The sequence below is a fragment of the Embleya sp. NBC_00888 genome, assembly GCF_045207655.1.
Taxonomy (GTDB): domain Bacteria; phylum Actinomycetota; class Actinomycetes; order Streptomycetales; family Streptomycetaceae; genus Embleya.
The window spans coordinates 4,119,850-4,137,544 of record NZ_CP108785.1 but is presented as its reverse complement, the minus strand read 5'-3'; the positions used below and the strand labels follow the sequence as shown (position 1 = coordinate 4,137,544).

Below are 17,695 nucleotides of genomic sequence, written 5' to 3'. Positions count from 1 at the left end.
GCACCCCGCGCCCGACGCCTCACTCCCGTAGGCAACTCAGCGCCTGCATGGCCTCGCGCTCGATGCGAGCCAGATCGCCGACGACGGCGCCGGCCTGCGCAAGGCATTGTCCGTCGCCCGATTCACCGGCCTTCGTGATCAGTTCCGCCGCTTCCGTCCACAGGATGGCTGCCTCGGTGTACAGCCCGAGGCCGGTGCGCAGGTGGCCGCTGTCGATCCATTGCGCGCATTCGGCGAGAAAGTCGCGGTAGAGATTGCGGAACAGCGCGCCGCCGGTCCCGGCCTTCTCCATCAGGACGGCGGCCTGGGGCAGATCCCGTCGCGGGGCGTCCGTGCGCCGGCGCCAACCGGGTATCGACTTGCCTGCCTTCTCGATGCCCCGGTGACCCAGGTTGGCGATGGGCGGGTTGAGGAAGGCCTGGGCGCAGGCCGTGATGGCGGGAATGACCAGGTCCTGCACCGAGGGCGGGTTCTCGGGCACGGTGAGGGTGAAGGATCGGTGCCTGGCGGTCATCGGGCCGCGCGCGGCCCTGGCCCGGGCGAGGCTGATCAGACTGGTGGATACCGCTCCGCCCTGCTGGTCGGTGTCCACCAGGTGCGCGTCGTGGTCGTCGTAGCCGTACATCGCCACGACATGGGCGCCGAAGTGCACCTTCGACCCGAAGTAGTCCAGGTGATAGCTGTCGAGTTGCAATCCGACGGGGCGACCCGCGTCGATGGCGGCCACCACGTTCTCCCATGCCTTGCGCGGCGAGGTGGTCTCCTGGACCAGGAGTTCCAGGTCGAGTCTTTCGGCCAGGTTCCTGGTGAGCTCGAACGGCTTGACCCGTCCGCCGAGGAACGGGAAGCCCAAATTCTTGCCGTCCCAGTAGATGAAGGACAAACCCGAGCCGAGCCCGAAGAGCATGGGCTCGGACAGATCGAGTCCCTGGTGCCGCAGCAGCACTCCCAGGGCTGTCGTCTCGCAGTGCCGCATCCCGCGGGCGTCGATGTCTTCGAGCGTGGTCATGCCGTGTCCTCCTGGACGGGGATGATCAACCGGGTCATCAGCTCTTCCTGCGGTGCCTCGGCCGGCGCGACGAGATAGACCTCGCGTACGGGCGCCTGCGGGCGCAGCCCCCGCTCGTGGATGGCGGCGAAGAGCGCGTTGTAGGCCAGCGGCAGTTGGGCGTAGGGCCCGATGTGCACGGTCTCGGCCACCGGGCCGCCGGGCAACACCTCGAATTCCAGGCCCGGCGTGGCCTTCGCGTGCGGCGTGTACGCCCCGAGGGCGATCTCCATCCGGTCTTCCGGATCCAGCGGGTACAGGGCCCACAGCGGCGGCTCCCAGGCGATTTCGGCCCCGGCGAGCGCGGGCAACAACCGACCCACGCACTCCGCGACCGTCGCTCCGATCCCCGCCGGGGCACAGACCGCTCGTACCACCGCCAACCGGCGCTCCGGCTCGCTGCCCATCGTCACCTCATAGCCGGGCAGGCCGCCTTCGACCAGGCGTTCCAGCATCTCCAGCCGTGCCCGGTCCCTGCTGATCCGCTCGGCCAGGCGATCCCGTTCCGCACCCAGGATCCGCGCCCTGGACGCGGGCTCGGCGACCAGCGCCCGGGCGATGACGGCCAGCGGCAGATCCATGTCCCGCAGCAGGCCGATGGTCAGGGCGTCCCGGGCCTGTTCGGGCGCGTAGTAGCGATACCCGGAGCCGGCGTCCACGTGGGCCGGTGCCAGCAGCCCCAGTTCGTCGTAGTGCCGAAGCTGCTTGACACTGAGCCGACACAGGCGGGCGAAGCGCCCGATGGTGAGAAGTTCGTCGTGCACACCACCATCGTGGACTCTCCCACGGGGGGAGAGTCCACCGTCGTGCCCGAGCCGATCGACGACGACCCCGGCACACCGCCCGACGAGCGACCCGAACGCACTTGCCCTGTTCCGCAGGGCCCTCGTCCGGCACCGGCCCACGACGACCCCTTCACCGCCGCGCCCCGCCATGACCGCGCGAAGATGCCACCGGTACTCCAGATCGACCATCACCCGTCGGTGCGCTCGGTGCGGTCCGCGACGGCGAGGGAGCGGGACCCGGTGTACGGGTGCGTCGAGATCCCCCGGGATCCATGCTGACGACGTCGATCGCGCGCCCGGACCGGTGGCCGGGCGACTCGGACCGCCGTTTCCCGTCGGCGGGTGGGGCATGGCCGCCCTCGACCGCCCTCACTCGTCGCTCGGTGTCCGCGTTCGGGCGTTGTCGGGCAGGGACGGGTCGGCGAGGAGGGCGTCCACGCTCGACGTGTCGTCCCATGGGACATGCGTGCCGTACGCGGCGTCGAAGCGCGCGTCGCCCAGGGTGTCGCGGGCCCGCGCCGTGATGCGGACCACGTCGTCCTGTTCGCCCTCGGGCAACGGGATGCCGACCGAACGGCGGGCCGCCGCAGCCGCGCCCAGCAGCCGCGCCGCGTGCTCGGCGTGGCCCCCCGACACCTGTGCGCCGGCCAGGCCCTCCAGGGCCAGCGCGACCGCCCGGGGGTCCCCGGAAGCCCGGGCCGCGGACAGGCCCTCGAGTTGCAACTCCAATGCCGTCGTCACCTCGCCCCGCAGCTCGGCGACGAACCCGAGCTCGGCCAGGATCAACGCCGGCAGGCTCGGCTCGTACCCCATCCGCCGGTGCACCTCCAGCACATTCCGCATGTGCTCCTCGGCGGCGTCCAGGTCGCCCGCGCGCCGGGCCCCCATCCCGAGTCCGATCTCCGCGTACTGCTCGCCGAAGGTGTCCGCCTGCGCGACCGCGACCCGCTTGGCCCGCTCGTGGAATTCCCGGGCTCCCGGGTGGTCCCGGGTGAGCATGGCGATGCGTCCCAGGCCCGAGAGTTGGAAGGAGACCTCCGGCCACAGCCCGAGGTCCTCGGCCATCCGCAGCCCCTCGCGGTGCAGCCGCCCGGCGCGTTCGTAGTCGCCCATCACCTCGGCCAGCGTCTGCAGCGGCACCATGGCCCGCAACTGCCCCCACTGGTCGCCCAGTTCCCGGAACAGCTCCAGGCTCCGCTCGCCATGGCCGCGCAGCACGCCGAAGTCCCCGCGCAGCTTCGCGTGGAAGGCCAGGCCGGCGAGCGCCGCGGCCGTGCCCCACCGGTCGCCGATCGATCGGAACGTCGCGAGCGCGGACTCGACCAGGTGCAGGCTCGGCGAGGAATCACCGACGCCGTACAGGTTGGACGCCACGAACCACTGCGCCCGGGCCCGGGCAGGCGGGTCGTCGACGGTTTCGTACGGCCGCAGCGCGGCGCGGTACTCGCCGACGGGGTCCGCGCTGCCCCGGAGCGCCAGCGTGACACCGCCCAGCCAGGCCGTCGCCTCGGCCACCGACGCGGCGGGGGCATCGGTACCGACCGACAGGGCCGCGGCGAGGGAGCGTTGGGCCTCGTTGTTGCGCCCCCGCAGACACCAGTACCAGGCCAGCGCGTTCACCAGGCGCAGCGCGCAGTCGGCGTCCCCGGCCCGCACGGCGCCGTCCAGCGCGGAGCGCAGGTTCGCGTTCTCGGCGTCCAGCCGGCGCAGCCATCGGCGCTGCTCGTGACCGCGCAGGTGCGGCTCGGCCCGCTCGGCCAGCGCCGTGTAATAGGCGCGATGCCTGCGCCGGTGGACCGCGGACTCGCCGGATTCCACCAGTCGTTCCGTGGCGTACGCGGCCACCGACTCCAACATCCGATAACGGGGTCCTTCGGTGTCGCCCGGGCTCTCGGTCATCACCACGAGCGAGCAGTCCACCAGCCGGGCCACCAGGTCGAGCACCTCCGCCCGGTCCACGCCGTCCCCGGTGCAGAGCTCCTCCGCGGCGGCGAGCGTGCACCCGTCGGCGTGTACGGCCAGACGCCGCAGCACCGCCTGTTCCCGGTCGCCGAGCAAATCCCAGCTCCAGTCGATCACCGCCCGCAACGTACGCTGCCGGGCCGGGGCCCGGCGCGCCCCCACCGCCAGCAGATGGAAACGGTCGTCCAGGCGGGCGGCCAACTCGTGCACCCCCAGCGCCCGTACCCGCGTCGCGGCCATCTCCAAGGCCAGCGGAAGGCCGTCCAGGCGCCGGCAGATCGACACCACCGCGTCCAGGGTGCCGTCGTCCAGGACGAAACGGGGTGCGGATGCGGTGGCCCGCGCCACGAACAACTCCACCGCGCCGAACCGGAGTACGTCTGCCGCGCTCAGTCCTTCGGCGGACGCCGGCTGCCGCAGCGGCGGTACCTCCCACAGCCGTTCGCCGGTGATGCCGAGCGGCACCTGGCTGGTGGCCAGGATGCGCAGGCTTGGGGCCGCCTTCAGCAGTTGCTCGGCCAACTCGGCCACGGGCTCGGCGACATGCTCGCAGTTGTCGAAGATCAACAGGGCCGGCCGGTCCCCCAGCGCGTGCGCGACGCGCGCGGTTGACGACAGCGGCTCGTCCCCGGGGCGGATGGTGTCGTCCCGTACCCCGAGCACCGCACCGACCACCTCGTCGACCTCGGCCCACGCACCGGTCCGAACGGTGGCGGATGTCGGTTCGAGCGCGGAGAACTCCGCCAGGTGGATGCCGGCGGGGAACGTCGCGCCGAGCTGCGCGGCGGTCGCCAGCGCGAGCTGCGTCTTGCCGACGCCGCCGGGGCCGGTGAGCGTCACCAGCCGGTGGGCGGCCGGCAGCAGTCGCAGTTCGGCGACCGCCTCGTCGCGGCCGATCAGTGCGGCCGGCAGGGCCGGCACGTTGTTCGGCGGGCGGCTGGAAGGGGCTGCCGGTGCGGGTGGGGCGGCCGGGGCGAGGTCCTGGGTCAGGATCGCCCGGTGCAGGGCGGTCAGTTCGGGCCCCGGGTCGAGCCCCAGTTCCTCGGCCAGCCGGGTACGCAGATCCGCGTGGCTGCGCAGGGCCGCGTCCTGGCGACCGGCCAGATACAGCGCTCGTACATGCGCGGCGCGCATCCGCTCGCGCAGCGGGTGCAGGACCACCAGGTCATTCAACTCGTCGGCGACAAGGGCGTGTTCGCCGAGTTCCAAGCGGGCTTCGGCCTGTTCCTCCAACGCGGTCAGCCGCTGCTCCTCGAGCAGGGTCGCCGCGGTGCGGGTGAACTCCTCGTCGGCGAAGTCGGCGAACGCGGGACCGCGCCACAGGGCCAGCGCGTCCGCCAGCACGGCGGCCCGGGTCCGCGGATCGGCGACCGCCCGCGCCCGCCCGAGCAGCTCCTGAAAACGGTCCGCGTCGACCGCGTCGGGACCGACCCGCAGCTCGTACCCCGGCGGGCGCGAGACCACCAGGAGCCGTCCGCCCGGCTCGGCGTCCTCCAGCGCGCGCCGCAGTCGCCACACCTTCGTCTGCAGCGCTCCCGGGGGATCGCTCGGAGGCTTTGATCCCCACAGGTCCTCCACGAGTCGGTCCGCGGAGACCGGGCGCCCCCGGTGCACCAGGAGACACGCGAGAAGGGCGCGGGCCTTCGACTCGGGGACCTTGCTCTCCGACCCGTCATCCGACCACACGCCGAGCGAGCCCAGCACGCCGAAACGCATACGGCCAGGTTAGTCGACGGCACCCGGCGGCCGACGGGACGGCGCGGGGAGCACCGGGCACGGGGCCGGAACCGGCTCGGTGCGAACCCGGGAGCGGACCGGGAACCGAACCGAGAGCCGACCCGGACGAGCCGGACGAACCGCAAGCCGGCCGAACCCGGACCGAGAGCCGACCGAAAGCGGCGTGGCGCACCGTGAAACACCCAAAGCGGAACACGGATACCGATCGAAGGCAGCCCCGCTCCGGCAACCCCCGACTGTCCGGGAGGTGTGCAACAGTGCACGCCATGACCTTGCGAAGCACCCCGCACAACTGGACGGAGACCGTCGCACTCTTCAAGCGGCGGGAGTTCCCCGAATCCTCCTACGGGAACCTGTACGACGAGACGTACGACGTACACGAGGGCAACGCCTCGATACCCGGCCACTTCGACCTGGACGAGGCCGAGCCCACCGGCACGGGCTACGTCATCGACGGCGATCTGACCGTCGACGGCAATGTCGTCAACGTGGACGACGGGTGCCCGGCACTGATCGTGCTGGGCGATCTGCGCGCCCGGAACATCTACCTCGAAGGCGACGCCAAGCTCCTGGTCCGGGGAACCGTGCACGTGGACGCCTTCATCGGCAACATGACCGACAAACTCGTCATGATCCACGGCGACCTGCGGGCGACCGTGACCGTCCTGTCCGCCGAGTTCTCCCCCGACCTCGTCGGCGGCGAACTGCACGGCGGCGTGATCGCCCCCGCATATCTCGAACTCGCCCAGGACCGCGATCCGGCCGCGCTGCTCGTCCCCGAGGTCCTGGTCACCGACGAGGACCCCGACGATGACGACGACCGCCGCGGCTTCGACGCGCCGAAAATACACGGTGGCCGCCTGCTGCGCCGCATCGAGAAGGGACTCCCGGTCACCCTGGGGCCATGAACGTGCGAGGCATCATGACGACGCGTCATGTCCTTGCCGTGCTCTACGGTTTCGCGCATGGATGAAGTACCTGATCCGGCACTCGCGGTGGTGGAGCGGGCGTTGGGTGCCGGGCCGTACACCGCGCCGAGCATGAGTCGACTACGAATCTCGGATCTGGCGGCGCATACAACATCACGCGCCCTCACGCTGGTTGCCGTCGACCGGGACGAAGTCGACGTCCCCGCCCGTGCTTTGGCACTCGTCGAGACCGCCCGGGCGATCGAACGCCTCGCTGCCGAGTTGCTGACCGCCACCGTGGTCCACGCTCGTACCGTCGGCGCCGGCTGGGACGAGATCGGCGACGCCGTCGAGGTGACCCGGCCGAACGCGTCCATTCGCTTCGGGCCCGCCGCCGCAGACTGGCTCGAGCGCAGCGCCGGTCCCGACGGGCTGCCGCGCGTGCCGATGTATCGCTCGCCCGAACACCTTGCCGACTACCTGGACCGGTGGGCGGCCGAGCGTGGCGGCCCGGAACGGGCCCACCCCGACAGCCGCGCCGTCTCGGCCGGCCTGCGACGTCTGGACATGGTCGAAGAACTCGCCCTGCTGCGCACCGCCGCGAACACCCGGGTCGGTGCGGACGCCCTCCCCTTGCGCGACCTGTCCGCGCTCCATACCCGCGAAGCCGACCTCCTCGAACGCCTCGCCGATTCGAGCGGCGCGAGCGGCGAGAACGGCAAGAGCTGCGAGAACGGCGGCAGCGGCGGCAGCGGCAGCGGCGAGGATGACAAGCCTTACCGATCCGAAGCCGAGGCCGCGCGGCTCCGGGCCACCGAACTCGCCCGGCTCCTGGCAATACAGGACGCTGCGGAGAACGATGCGTCCCGAGCCGCGTACCACGCGGGGGACGACGAAGGTCCGCCGTCATGGGCGGCGCGAAGAGCACCACAGATCCAACAGGCCCTCGCCGAACTCCCCACGCACGACGGCGAGTGACCGCCCCGGCCCCGCAAGCGGGGAAGCGCGGGGGCGTTCGCACCTCGCTGCGCCGGCGCGTCTCCCATGCCGGTAGGCACGTCCGACCGGGAATCCTGCCGTCTGCCGCCGCCCCGTCCTCGCCGCCCCCGCCTCGATCCTGAAACGCTCGGGCCATGAACAACGGCGTGACACAGGAGAGTTTTGAGGTCGAGCCAGGGAACTCGACACATTCGACGGGTCTTGGCGCGGCCGGGCCCGATGCTCCACGGTCGGGTCGCCGGGTTGCGTGGGTGCGGGGAGTCGGGTGTTGAGGTTGAGGGAGATCGCCGAGATCCCGTCCGTGCTGACGTGGGGTACGAAGCTGCCGGACGGGTCGCGGTTGCTCGTGCGTCCCCTCGGGTTCGGCGACATGGAGGGCCTGGCCGGGTTTCTCGAAGGGTTGTCGCCCGAGTCGAGGCGATTCAGCACATTCGGCGGCTACGACGTCGAGGCGGCTCGCGAGATGTGTGCGGCGATCGCGCGCTTCGACAAGCTCAGGCTGGTCCTGGAGACGCCGACCGCCCGAATCGTCGGCCTCCTCGAATTCAGCCTCGCCCTGACGGACGCGGACGTGGCCCGCTACCGCGCGGCCGGCATCCGACTCGCCGAAACCGACTGCCGCTTCGGCCCGACCCTGGCCGACGACCACCAGGGGCACGGTGTGGGAACGGCGGTGTTCCCATTCGTCAGGGAGGTCGCACGGCGGCTCGCCAGGACGCGGATCATCCTGTGGGGTGGCGTGCTCACCGACAACCGGCGCGCCATCCGCTTCTACGAGAAGACCGGCTTCCGCCCGGTCGGCACGCTCACCGGAACGGACGGCACGTCGTCCCTCGACATGATCCTGGATCTCCTCGAAAGGCCTTGAGTCTCCAGTGGCGGGAGACGCCAGGATGAGGGACATGAACGACGCGGCCCTGCATCCGATCGGGGAAGTCGCCCGACGCACCGGATTGTCGGTGAAGACCATCCGCTTCTACTCCGACTCGGGGTTGGTGCCGTTCTCCGGTCGTAGCCCCGCCGGCTACCGGCTCTACGACCTCGACGCACTGCTGCGCCTGGACCTGGTCCGCACGCTGCGGGAGTTGGGCCTGGACCTCGCCACGATCCGGCGCGTGCTGGACCGCAAGGTGTCGGTGGCGGAGGTCGCGGCGGTCCACCTCGACGCCGTCGACGTGCAGATCCGGACGTTGCAACTGCGTCGAAGTGTCCTGCGAGTCGTGGCCACCCATGGCTCCAGCCCGGAGGAGACCAACCTCATGCACAAGCTCACCCGACTGACCACGGCCGAACGTCGACGCCTGATCGACGACTTCATCGGCGCCACCTTCGGCAGCGAACCCGCCTACCGCGATCTGGCGACCATGGTGCGCGCCGCCGCCCCCGACCTCCCCGCCGATCCCTCCCCCGAGCAGATCCAGGCGTGGGTCGAGCTCAACGAACTCATCGGCGACGAGGACTTCCGCACCCGCATGCGCAAGTCGGCCGAGCGCGAGGGCGACCGGGCCGATACCGGCATCTCCGACGAGGTACTGGAGGCCGTCCGCGAGGGGATCACCGCAGCGAAGGAAGCGGGCGTCGACCCACTCGGCGCGGCGGCCGAACCCGTCGTCGAGCGCATCCTCCACCTGCTCGCGCGGGCGTACCCGCACGTGCCCGACGCGGAGCTGCCGGCCTGGACGATCCGACACCTCGAACGCATCGACGATCCGCGCGTGGAGCGGTACTGGCGGCTGGTGTGGGTCGTCAACGACTGGCACGTACTGCCCGGCCTGCTCCCGGACTTCACCTGGCTGCTCCAGGCGCTGCGCAAGGACCGCAACCTCTGAGCGGACGGGCCGGGCGGCCCACCGGCTCGAACTCGGGTATCGGACCACCGGCGTGTTTTCCAGGCCGGGAATCGAGAAGGGACCGAGAAGAGGGCCCTCCCATGCGGCCATGCGCGAGCGCATGCCGCACGGGCGGGCCCCGGTTCGGCCCGGCGCGGATCACCCGTCTCCGGGAAGGGTGCCCGGCGGTCAGGCGCCGGCGGCCTTGGCCCGGTAGGTGGCCACGTGGACACCGGTGCCGCTGGTGACGGTGGAGACGAGGTCGAAGGCGCGCAGGGCTCCGTCGGCCGGGTAGATCGTCTTTCCGCCACCGAGCAGCACCGGCATGATCATCAGGCGGAGTTCGTCGGCGAGTCCTTCGGCGATGAGAGTACGGGCGAGCGAGGCGCTGCCGGTGACGACCAGGTCGCCGCCGTCGATCTCGCGCAGCTTCCCGATCTGCTCCAGGGCCTGGTCGCCCGGTATGCGGATGGTGTTGTTCCAGGTCAGGTCGTCGTCGGTGAGCGTGTTGGTCACCACGTACTTGGTGACGTTGTTCATGTGGTCGGCGAACGGGTCGCCCGCGCGCTCCGGCCAGGCGGCGGCCATGACCTGCCAGGTGTTGCGGCCGAACAGCATGGCCCCGGTATCGGCGCTCCATTCGGCCAGGGCCTTGCCCATCACCGCCGGGTCGAAGTAGGGGTGGGTCCAACCACCGTGGGCGAAGCCGCCGTCGGTGTCCTCGTCCGGGTGGCCCGGTGCCTGTACGACGCCGTCAAGACTGACGAACTCGCCGATTACAATGCGCATTTGAGCATCTCGCTTTTCCTCGTGGTGGCGACATGGGGTAGTCGGTGCGGTGGTCACCGGCACGGGTGCCATGGCGCGTTGGACCGCGCCGCCTCCGCAACTCGCGATCCGGGACGTTCCGTTTTCCAACTGGGGAAACGCTAAGTTGCATTCACTGGAACGTCAATCGACAAGATCCTCGGCTCTCACTATTTATGCAGGTGAGGGCGAGTTACATCGTTGCAATGAAATGCCATCGAACGCAAACGTCGCTAGCCAGGCGTTGCAATGACCTGTCGCTGAACGTCCCCGGAAGGATCGTGGCGGTCAGCCGGTCGACGCCGGCTGGTTGGTGAGGAAGTCACCCGCGGGCGGGGCCAGCAGCCCGACGTTCGGGTTGTGGCTGAGCTTCGGGATCTCGATGTGCCGGGCATCGGGCAACACCGCGGTGGCGGCCCGGGCCGCGGTACGCAGCAGCGCGTCGCTGCGCGCGCCGGAGAGCACCAGCACCGGCACCCGTACGCCCGCCCAGTCGGCGGGGTCGAGCGGCTCGCCGCGCATGTACTCGCCCATCACCGCCCAGTCGTGCGGCGTGGAGCCGGCCACCGCGGTGAGCTTGGACCACATCGGGGTGATCCGCATCAGCCCCACGAACGGGGCGGGAATGCCGATCGCCTTGGTCATGAAGTACCGCACGACCTTGCCGCGTCGGTCGGCGGCGACCAGTGCGTGCAGGGTCTCGCCCAGGTCCGCCGGCGGCACATGACGGGTGCGGTCGACGACGAAGGGCGGCTCGAAGGCAACCACCCGGCCGATCCCGGGAATTCGCCCCGAGGCGGCGGCCCGCAGCGCCAGGCCCGCGCCCGAGGACCAGCCGAACAGCGCCGCCGAGCCGCCCTCGGCGGCGACCACCGCGGCCAGGTCGTCGATCTCCTGCGCGACGTCGTAACGCCCCGGGGTGTCGCCGCTGTCACCACGACCGCGACGGTCGTAGTCGACGACGGTCAGCCCGTACGAAGCGACCAACAACCGCGCCAGTTCCACCATCTTCGGGAACCCCCGGTAGCTGAAGGCGCCGCCGACGAGGATCACCGTCCCCCTGCTGTCACCCGTCGGCGTGTGCCGGTCGTACACGATGGTGGTGCCGTCGGCGGAGGTGACGGTGTGCGTGGTGGCCATGGAAGCTCCCGTGTCTGTGTTCCGGCGTCTCGCGTCGCTCTCGTTCCCGCTGCGAACGCTGTGATTGATCAGACCGGGCCCAGCCGGAAAACTCATCGCCGTCCCGGAACCTCTTTTCGATCACCCACCGTTCACCGCGGCCGTGCCGCCCGGCGCACGGGTCGCGATACACCGGGTCGAGGCGCACGGGTCGCGGCACGCCGAGTCGAGTGGATCCGGCCGCGTGCCGGCACGTCGGCCCCGAGGCGGTGCGTTCGTCGGACGCGGGATATCGCCGTGCGCCGCCGAATCGCCGAGTGGTAGTCCTTGACCTGTGATCATTCCCTTCCGGGCGGCGTCCTTCCGCCGCTCCATACCCGTGGCCGTGGCCTTGCTCGTGGCCGCGGGGTGCACCTCCGGCACCGGCGATACGGCGTCCGACGCCGCCGGCGCGAAGCCCGTTCCCACACCGGTGACGACCGCGCCGGCGACGCCCACCCCGCCGCCGGCGAAGCCCAAGGGAGCGGCGGACCCCGCGCTGCGTCCCTTCTACGAGCAGAAGATCTCGTGGAAGGCGTGCGAGGACGACCCGGCGACTCCCAAGAAGGACGAGGGCGAATTCCGGTGTGGGACCTTCAAGGTCCCGCTGGACTACACCGCTCCCGACGGCAAGTCGCTCGACATCGCCGTGATGCAACATCCGGCCGCCAAGCCCGATCAGCGGATCGGCTCGCTCGTGCTCAACCCCGGCGGACCCGGCGGCTCCGGCCAGGACTTCGTCAAGTACGCGTTCGCCGAGTTCGACGGCGTCCTGCACGACCGCTACGACGTCCTCGGCTTCGACCCGCGCGGTGTCGCCGACAGTTCGCCCGTGCGCTGCCTCGACGACAAGACCCGGGACGAGCGCAACGCCCAGGACTCGCCGCACGATCCGATCGAGCGCAAGGCGCACGGCGAGCGGAGCGGCAAGGCGTTCTCCGCCGCGTGCCAGGAAAAGTCCGGCGACCTGCTCCCGTTCGTGGGCACCCGCAACGCGGCGCGCGACATGGACGTCCTGCGCGGTGCGGTCGGTGACGACAAGCTCAACTACCTCGGCGTCTCCTACGGAACCTACCTCGGCTCGCTGTACGCCGAGGAATTCCCCGACCGGGTGGGCCGCCTCGTCCTGGACGCCGTGGTGGACCCGGCGGCCGACAAACTCGACGCGGCCATCGACCAGACCATCGGCTTCGAGCGCTCGTTCCGCGCGTTCGCCGCCGATTGCGCCGCCCGCACGGGCTGCCCGCTGGGCGGCAACCCGGACAGAGCCGCCGAGATCGGCGCCGACTTCCTCGACAAACTGCAGGACAACCCCCTGCGCACCGCGAGCGAAGGCCGCAAGCTGACCGCCAGTCTCGGCTGGGCGGGTGCGAAGAGCCTGCTGTACGGCAACAAGGAAACCTCGTGGAAGTACCTGCGCGAGGCATTCACCGTGGCCATGATCGGCAAGGACGGCAGCGCGCTGTTGTTCTACGCGGACAGCTACCTGGGTCGGGACAAGAAGGGGCACTACGACAACGGCTCGGATTCGCGCGCGGCGATCCGCTGCGCCGACGGCGCCGCTCCCGCTCCCTCCCCCGAGGCGGTCCAGCAGGTCCTGGCGAAGCTCAAGGCCGACGCACCGCTGTTCTCGAAGGACACCGTCGCATCCGACATCGAGGGTCCCGGTTGCGAGTTCTGGCCGTATCGGACGCCCGAGAAGCCGCACGTGATCCGGGCCGAGGGCGCCGCGCCGATCCTGGTCGTCGGCACGACGGGCGACCCGGCCACCCCGTACGCCGCTTCCGAGAAGCTGGCCAAGGATCTCGCGCACGCGACGCTGTTGACCCTGGAGGGCGAAGGCCACGGCGCGTTCGGCCGCAGCAAGTGCGTCGACGCGAATATCATCGCCTACCTCGTGGACGGCAGCCTCCCGGCAGCCGGAACACGGTGCACGGACGCGAAGTAGACGAAGCGGGCGGGATCGCCCCGACGTCGTGCCGAACCCGCCGCGACCGGAAGGCACATCCGGTCACGGCGGGTTTCGATCCGGTGCGCTCACACTCCCGCGGCGGCCGGCTTCGGCTTCCGCGGCGCGCGGTCCGCGTGCTCGGGCGCCGACTCCGCGAACGGGCGCCGCGGCCACAGCAGGTGCGCCACGAGGGTGACCGCGAGATTGGGTGCCAGGGCGATCAACCCCGCGTCCCAACTCCCCACGTCGACATGGGCGAACGTCAGCCGGCTCAGTACGCCGATGCCCGTCGTGATGCCCAGGAGCGCGGGCATCGCGGCCCGCGGGTTGCGCCGGCGCAGCGCCATCACCGTGGCGGGCGCCAGTTGCGACAGGCCGCCGTAGGTGAGCAGCAGCAGGTTGGCGAGCAGTCCCGGGCGGCCCAGGGCCAGGATCAGGGCGAGGCCGGACGCGAGCACCACGCACGCGTGGTTGACCCGGAGTCGGTTGCGCTCGCCGCGTACCGGCACCAGGTTGTGCGACACCAGGGTCGAGATGCCCATCACGATCGCCGCCGACGGCACCATCGCCGCGGCGGCCGCGGCGACCGCGACCACGCCGACCAGCCAACCGGGCATCGAGTGCCCGGCCATGGTCAGCAGCACGCCGTTGCCGGCGCTGTCCGGCGAGAGTTCGAGCACGGCGGCGAATCCCACGATCACCGGGACCGCGAGGGCGACCTGGTACAGCGGGAGCCAGATGTAGTTCTGCCGCAGGGCGCGTGCGCTGCGCGCGGAGAGCACGGGCGGCCACAGGTGCGGCATCGTGTTCAGGCCCGATCCGATCGCGCTGATCAGCAGCGCGGTGGTGTACCAGGTCTTGTCGTAGTCGCCGCCGACCGTCAGCAACGACGCGTGGCTGTCCCGGACGGTGTCGAAGATGTGCGCGAACCCGCCGGTGACCGACATCGGCACCGCGATCAGGAGCGCGACGAGCGCGACGACCATGAGCACGTCCTTGGCGTACGCCACACGGGCGATGCCCCGGATGCCGGACCACAACACGAAGCCCGCGGTCAGGACGGTCGCGAGCACCATGCTCAGGTGACCGCCGGCCTTGCTGCCGGTGGCCAGTTGCACGATCAGCCCCAGGCCGGTGATCTGCAACTGCAGGTACGGCAGCAGGAACACCGCGCCGACCACCGCGACCACCTTGCCCAGCAGCGGGCTGGCGAAGCGGTCGGCGAAGAAGTCGGCCTGGGTCAGGTAGCCGCGGTCGCGGCCCAGTCGCCAGGTACGCGGGCCGATGAAGTACATCGTGACGAGGGAGATGGCGAGATAGCCGAGCGCGTAGGTGGCCGCCACGCCACCCCCGAAGGCGAGACCGGCCAGACCCAGGAAGCTGAAGGTGGTGAAGGACTCGCCGGCCTGGAGGAACCACGAGGTCATGGCCGAGAAGCGGCGGTTGCCGACGGTCCATTCGCCCAGTTCGCCCTTGGCCGGCCGACGGGCGCCGACGCCGATCCCGGCGAGTGCCACGATGCCGAGCACGGTGATGACCATGGTGCTGTTCACGATGTGATCTCCGATCCGGCTGTGGCCTTCGTGGCGGATCCGGCGCCGTCGTGCTCGAGGTCGTCCCCGTGCTCGAGGTCGTCCCCGTGCTCGACGTCGACCTCGTGCAGGTCGTCCTCGCGCTCGTCGGCATCCTTGTGCTCGTCGTCGTCCTCGGGGTGATCGGCGTAGCGCTCGATCGCGAACAGCGCGACGGTGCAGCCGACGGTCCACAGGACGGCCCAGACCAGTACCGAGGGCAGGCCGAGCCACAGGTGCGGGCCGTTGACGAACGGCAGGTAGGGAGTTGCGAAGAAGGCGAGCACGGGCAGCGCGGCCCAGGCGGCGTGGCGTTTTCTCATCGGGGCTCCCTGGAGGGGACGGAACACGGCGGGGACGAGGGCGGGTTCAGCCCCGGGGCGGGCGTCGGCGCCCGTGGCGGGTCGCGGCCTCGAACGCCGCGCCGATCCGCAGCGTGGTCAGGTCCGACCGCGGCGCGGTGACGATCTGCAGGCCGACCGGCAGCCCGCCGGGCGTGAATCCGGCCGGCACCGACAGCGCGGGGGCGCCGAGCAGCGTGACGTAGTACGCCGAGCGCATCCAGTCGAGGTAGGTGTGCTGCGCGACGCCGGCGACCGATTGCGGGTACTCCAGGTCGGCGTCGAAGGGCACGACCTGGCTCACCGGGGCCAGCAGCACGTCGTAGCGATCGAAGAAGTCGATGCCGCGCGCGTACAACCGGCTGTGCGCGATCGTCGCGCGCGCGAGATCGTCCGAGCCGAGCCCGCGGCCCTCCTCGATGTTCCACACCAGACTCGGCTTGAGCGCCGCGCGCGAGGAATCGAGCAGGTGGCCGAGGCCGAGGTTGAACTCGTGGGCGCGCAGGGTGCGGAAGACGTCGTCGGCGCCGCGGAAGTCGGGGCTGTCCGACTCGACGTGGCAGCCGAGGTCCGCGAACACCGCGACCGCGTCCGCCAGGACGTCGAGCACCTCCGGGTCGACGGGCACGCTGCCACCCAGGTCCGGTGCCCAGGCGACCCGCAGCCCGCGCGGGTCGAAGTCCAAGGGCGCCGCGAACGCCGAGCCGGGTGTCTCCAGGGCGGTCGGGTCGCGCGGATCGGGCCCGGCCATCGCCGAGAGCAGCAGCGCGGTGTCGGCGACCGTGCGGGCCATCGGGCGCCGCGAGCACAACGCGCCGCCCACCCTCGGCCAACACGACGCGAGCGTGCGGGCGTGGCTGGACGCGCGGGACGCCGAGGACGAAAACCCCTCGCACGCGCACCCCTCCGCCTCGCCCCGGACCGCCGACGACGCGCCCTGCGACGCGGGGCACTTCGTCTCGGCCGGCGTGCACGAAGCCTCACGCACCGACGTGGGGACACGCCGATGACGCCCGCCGCCGCGACCCGCGGTCGGCCCACCGCCCTCGACTTCGCCACCGACCTGCTCGACCCCGACAGCTTCCGCTCCTGGGACGAACCGATCCCGCCGCGCACCGCCCCGGGCCCGTACGCCGACGCCCTCGCGCACGCCCGCGCGCGCAGCGGGAGCGACGAGTCCGTACACACCGGCGAGGGGCGCATCGCCGGGCACCGGATCGCCGTGCTCCTCGGCGAATTCGGCTTCCTGGCCGGATCGATCGGGGACGCCGGCGCGAACCGCCTGGTGGCGGCCATCCGTCGGGCCGGCGCCGAACGACTGCCGCTGTTCGCCTCACCGGTCTCGGGCGGCACCCGGATGCAGGAGGGCACGCCGGCGTTCGTGCGGATGATCGACATCACCGCGGCGATCGTCGCGCACAAGGCCGCGGGCCTGCCCTACCTGGTCCACCTGCGCCACCCCACCACCGGCGGGGCGTTCGCCTCCTGGGGTTCGCTCGGACACGTCACCACCGCCGAGCCCGGGGCACTGATCGGGTTCCTGGGGCCGCGCGTATACGAGGCGCTGCACGGCGCACCGTTCCCGGAACATGTGCAGCGGGCGGAGAACCTGTACCGCCGGGGCGTCCTGGACGCGGTGTCGACCACACCCGAACTGCGCCGCCGCACGGCGCGGACACTCGACCTGCTGTCCGGGGAACGAGCCACCACCACGGCACGAACGACCACCTCGGCGCACTCGGGCTCGGGGCCGAATCCCGCCGCGGCGCCCTCACGCCGGTACCGGAGTCCCATCCAGGCGCCCCCGAACCCGCGTCCGTGTCCGGCCCACGCGCCACACGACGTCTGGCGATCCGTCGTCCTTACCCGCCGGGCGGACCGCGTCGGGCTCGCCGACCTGCTGCGCCGCGCCGAAACGCTCGTACCGCTGTCGGGGACCGGGGCCGGCGAGCGCGACGACGCGATGCGGATCGCCCTCGCCCGGATCGGCGGTACGGCCTGTGTCGTGGTCGGCCACGATCGTGAACGGGCGGCCGTGGGCGGCCCCGTGGGACCGGGCGGCCTGCGCACCGCGCGGCGCGGGATGCGGCTGGCCGCCGAACTGGGCCTGCCGCTGCTGACCGTCGTCGACACCGCCGGTGCCGCGCTGACCCCGGCCGCCGAGGAGGGAGCCCTGGCCGGCGAGATCGCCCGCTGTGTGGCCGACCTCGGATCCTCCCCCGTGCCGACCGTCAGTCTGCTGCTGGGCGAGGGTGCGGGCGGCGCCGCGCTGGCCCTGGTACCGGCGGCCCGCCGGATCGCGGCCGAACACGCGTGGCTGGCCCCGCTACCACCCGAGGGCGCGTCGGCGATCGTGCATCGCAGCACCACCCGGGCCGCCGAACTCGCCGACGAACAACGAATCGGCGCCCGGACCCTGCTGGCAGCCGGAATCGTGCATCGTGTGGTCGCGGAAAGCGCGGGAGCCGCCGAAGTCACCGAAGTCGCGGAACCCGGGCCGCTCGCGCCGGGCGACTTCCTCGACCGACTCGGCGCGGCGATCGCCGAGGAGTTCGCCCACGCCCGAGCGGCCCGCTGAACCCGGCCGTACCGCCTGCGA

15 protein-coding genes are annotated in these 17,695 nt (G+C 71.5%); 7 read left to right on the top strand and 8 right to left on the bottom strand.

Annotation, left to right across the window (positions count from 1 at the left end):
- Positions 1-19 precede the first annotated feature (19 nt).
- From OG948_RS52285 to OG948_RS52275, 3 genes are all read right to left on the bottom strand, one after another.
- Entirely contained in the window at positions 20-1,009 is a 990-nt protein-coding gene (locus OG948_RS52285; RefSeq protein WP_331772128.1) for a BtrH N-terminal domain-containing protein, read from the bottom strand.
- A complete protein-coding gene (locus OG948_RS52280) occupies positions 1,006-1,812 on the bottom strand; it encodes a MerR family transcriptional regulator (protein ID WP_331772127.1) in 807 nt (268 codons plus the stop codon). Before OG948_RS52280 ends, OG948_RS52285 begins: the two co-directional genes overlap by 4 nt.
- A 390-nt stretch (positions 1,813-2,202) precedes the next feature.
- Positions 2,203-5,511, bottom strand: a complete 3,309-nt coding sequence (locus OG948_RS52275; protein WP_331772126.1) for a BTAD domain-containing putative transcriptional regulator — start codon at positions 5,509-5,511, stop codon at positions 2,203-2,205.
- A gap of 287 nt (positions 5,512-5,798) precedes the next feature.
- Between OG948_RS52275 and OG948_RS52270 the strand changes: the two genes are divergently transcribed.
- From OG948_RS52270 to OG948_RS52255, 4 genes are all read left to right on the top strand, one after another.
- Positions 5,799-6,440, top strand: a complete 642-nt coding sequence (locus OG948_RS52270) for a hypothetical protein (protein WP_331772125.1) — start codon at positions 5,799-5,801, stop codon at positions 6,438-6,440.
- 57 nt (positions 6,441-6,497) lie between these two features.
- A complete protein-coding gene (locus OG948_RS52265; RefSeq protein ID WP_331772124.1) occupies positions 6,498-7,418 on the top strand; it encodes a hypothetical protein in 921 nt (306 codons plus the stop codon).
- A gap of 286 nt (positions 7,419-7,704) precedes the next feature.
- Entirely contained in the window at positions 7,705-8,307 is a 603-nt protein-coding gene (locus OG948_RS52260; protein WP_331772123.1) for a GNAT family N-acetyltransferase, read from the top strand.
- 34 nt (positions 8,308-8,341) lie between these two features.
- The gene (locus OG948_RS52255; protein WP_331772122.1) at positions 8,342-9,268 is read left to right on the top strand and encodes a MerR family transcriptional regulator; all 927 of its coding nucleotides are present in this window, start codon (positions 8,342-8,344) and stop codon (positions 9,266-9,268) included.
- Positions 9,269-9,457: 189 nt separating this feature from the next.
- Here the strand turns inward: OG948_RS52255 and OG948_RS52250 are convergent, their stop codons facing one another.
- Positions 9,458-10,057 (bottom strand): dihydrofolate reductase family protein, encoded by a 600-nt coding sequence (locus OG948_RS52250; protein ID WP_331772121.1) that lies wholly within the window; start codon positions 10,055-10,057, stop codon positions 9,458-9,460.
- A 306-nt stretch (positions 10,058-10,363) separates the two neighbouring features.
- Complete coding sequence (locus OG948_RS52245) at positions 10,364-11,215, bottom strand: alpha/beta hydrolase (protein WP_331772120.1); 852 nt, start codon at positions 11,213-11,215, stop codon at positions 10,364-10,366.
- A 364-nt stretch (positions 11,216-11,579) separates the two neighbouring features.
- Between OG948_RS52245 and OG948_RS52240 the strand changes: the two genes are divergently transcribed.
- A complete protein-coding gene (locus tag OG948_RS52240; RefSeq protein WP_406300721.1) occupies positions 11,580-13,181 on the top strand; it encodes an alpha/beta hydrolase in 1,602 nt (533 codons plus the stop codon).
- 89 nt (positions 13,182-13,270) lie between these two features.
- Here the strand turns inward: OG948_RS52240 and OG948_RS52235 are convergent, their stop codons facing one another.
- The 3 genes from OG948_RS52235 to OG948_RS52225 are packed head-to-tail and all read right to left on the bottom strand — an operon-like array spanning position 13,271 to position 15,889.
- A complete protein-coding gene (locus tag OG948_RS52235) occupies positions 13,271-14,737 on the bottom strand; it encodes a sodium:solute symporter family protein (protein ID WP_331772118.1) in 1,467 nt (488 codons plus the stop codon).
- Positions 14,734-15,078 (bottom strand): hypothetical protein, encoded by a 345-nt coding sequence (locus OG948_RS52230; protein ID WP_331772117.1) that lies wholly within the window; start codon positions 15,076-15,078, stop codon positions 14,734-14,736. Before OG948_RS52230 ends, OG948_RS52235 begins: the two co-directional genes overlap by 4 nt.
- 46 nt (positions 15,079-15,124) lie before the next feature.
- Positions 15,125-15,889: an amidase family protein gene (locus OG948_RS52225; protein ID WP_331772116.1), complete on the bottom strand. Its 765-nt coding sequence runs from the start codon at positions 15,887-15,889 to the stop codon at positions 15,125-15,127.
- Between OG948_RS52225 and OG948_RS52220 the strand changes: the two genes are divergently transcribed.
- Together OG948_RS52220 and OG948_RS52215 are read left to right on the top strand one after the other, a co-directional pair.
- Positions 15,879-16,106, top strand: a complete 228-nt coding sequence (locus tag OG948_RS52220; protein ID WP_406300720.1) for a hypothetical protein — start codon at positions 15,879-15,881, stop codon at positions 16,104-16,106. The two genes, OG948_RS52225 and OG948_RS52220, sit on opposite strands and share 11 nt — an antisense overlap.
- Positions 16,103-17,674 carry a carboxyl transferase domain-containing protein gene (locus OG948_RS52215; RefSeq protein WP_331772114.1) on the top strand — a complete coding sequence of 524 codons (1,572 nt, stop codon included), beginning with the start codon at positions 16,103-16,105 and terminating at the stop codon, positions 17,672-17,674. Before OG948_RS52220 ends, OG948_RS52215 begins: the two co-directional genes overlap by 4 nt.
- Positions 17,675-17,695: the final 21 nt, after the last annotated feature.

Bases quoted from the DNA above. Each gene is read 5' to 3' on its own strand.
- OG948_RS52285 (WP_331772128.1), bottom strand. From the start codon at position 1,009: ATGACCACGCTCGAAGACATCGACGCCCGCGGGATGCGGCACTGCGAG.
- OG948_RS52275 (WP_331772126.1), bottom strand. From the start codon at position 5,511: ATGCGTTTCGGCGTGCTGGGCTCGCTCGGCGTGTGGTCGGATGACGGG.
- OG948_RS52270 (WP_331772125.1), top strand. From the start codon at position 5,799: ATGACCTTGCGAAGCACCCCGCACAACTGGACGGAGACCGTCGCACTC.
- OG948_RS52265 (WP_331772124.1), top strand. From the start codon at position 6,498: ATGGATGAAGTACCTGATCCGGCACTCGCGGTGGTGGAGCGGGCGTTG.
- OG948_RS52255 (WP_331772122.1), top strand. From the start codon at position 8,342: ATGAACGACGCGGCCCTGCATCCGATCGGGGAAGTCGCCCGACGCACC.
- OG948_RS52250 (WP_331772121.1), bottom strand. From the start codon at position 10,057: ATGCGCATTGTAATCGGCGAGTTCGTCAGTCTTGACGGCGTCGTACAG.
- OG948_RS52245 (WP_331772120.1), bottom strand. From the start codon at position 11,215: ATGGCCACCACGCACACCGTCACCTCCGCCGACGGCACCACCATCGTG.
- OG948_RS52230 (WP_331772117.1), bottom strand. From the start codon at position 15,078: ATGAGAAAACGCCACGCCGCCTGGGCCGCGCTGCCCGTGCTCGCCTTC.
- OG948_RS52225 (WP_331772116.1), bottom strand. From the start codon at position 15,889: ATGGCCCGCACGGTCGCCGACACCGCGCTGCTGCTCTCGGCGATGGCC.
- OG948_RS52215 (WP_331772114.1), top strand. From the start codon at position 16,103: ATGACGCCCGCCGCCGCGACCCGCGGTCGGCCCACCGCCCTCGACTTC.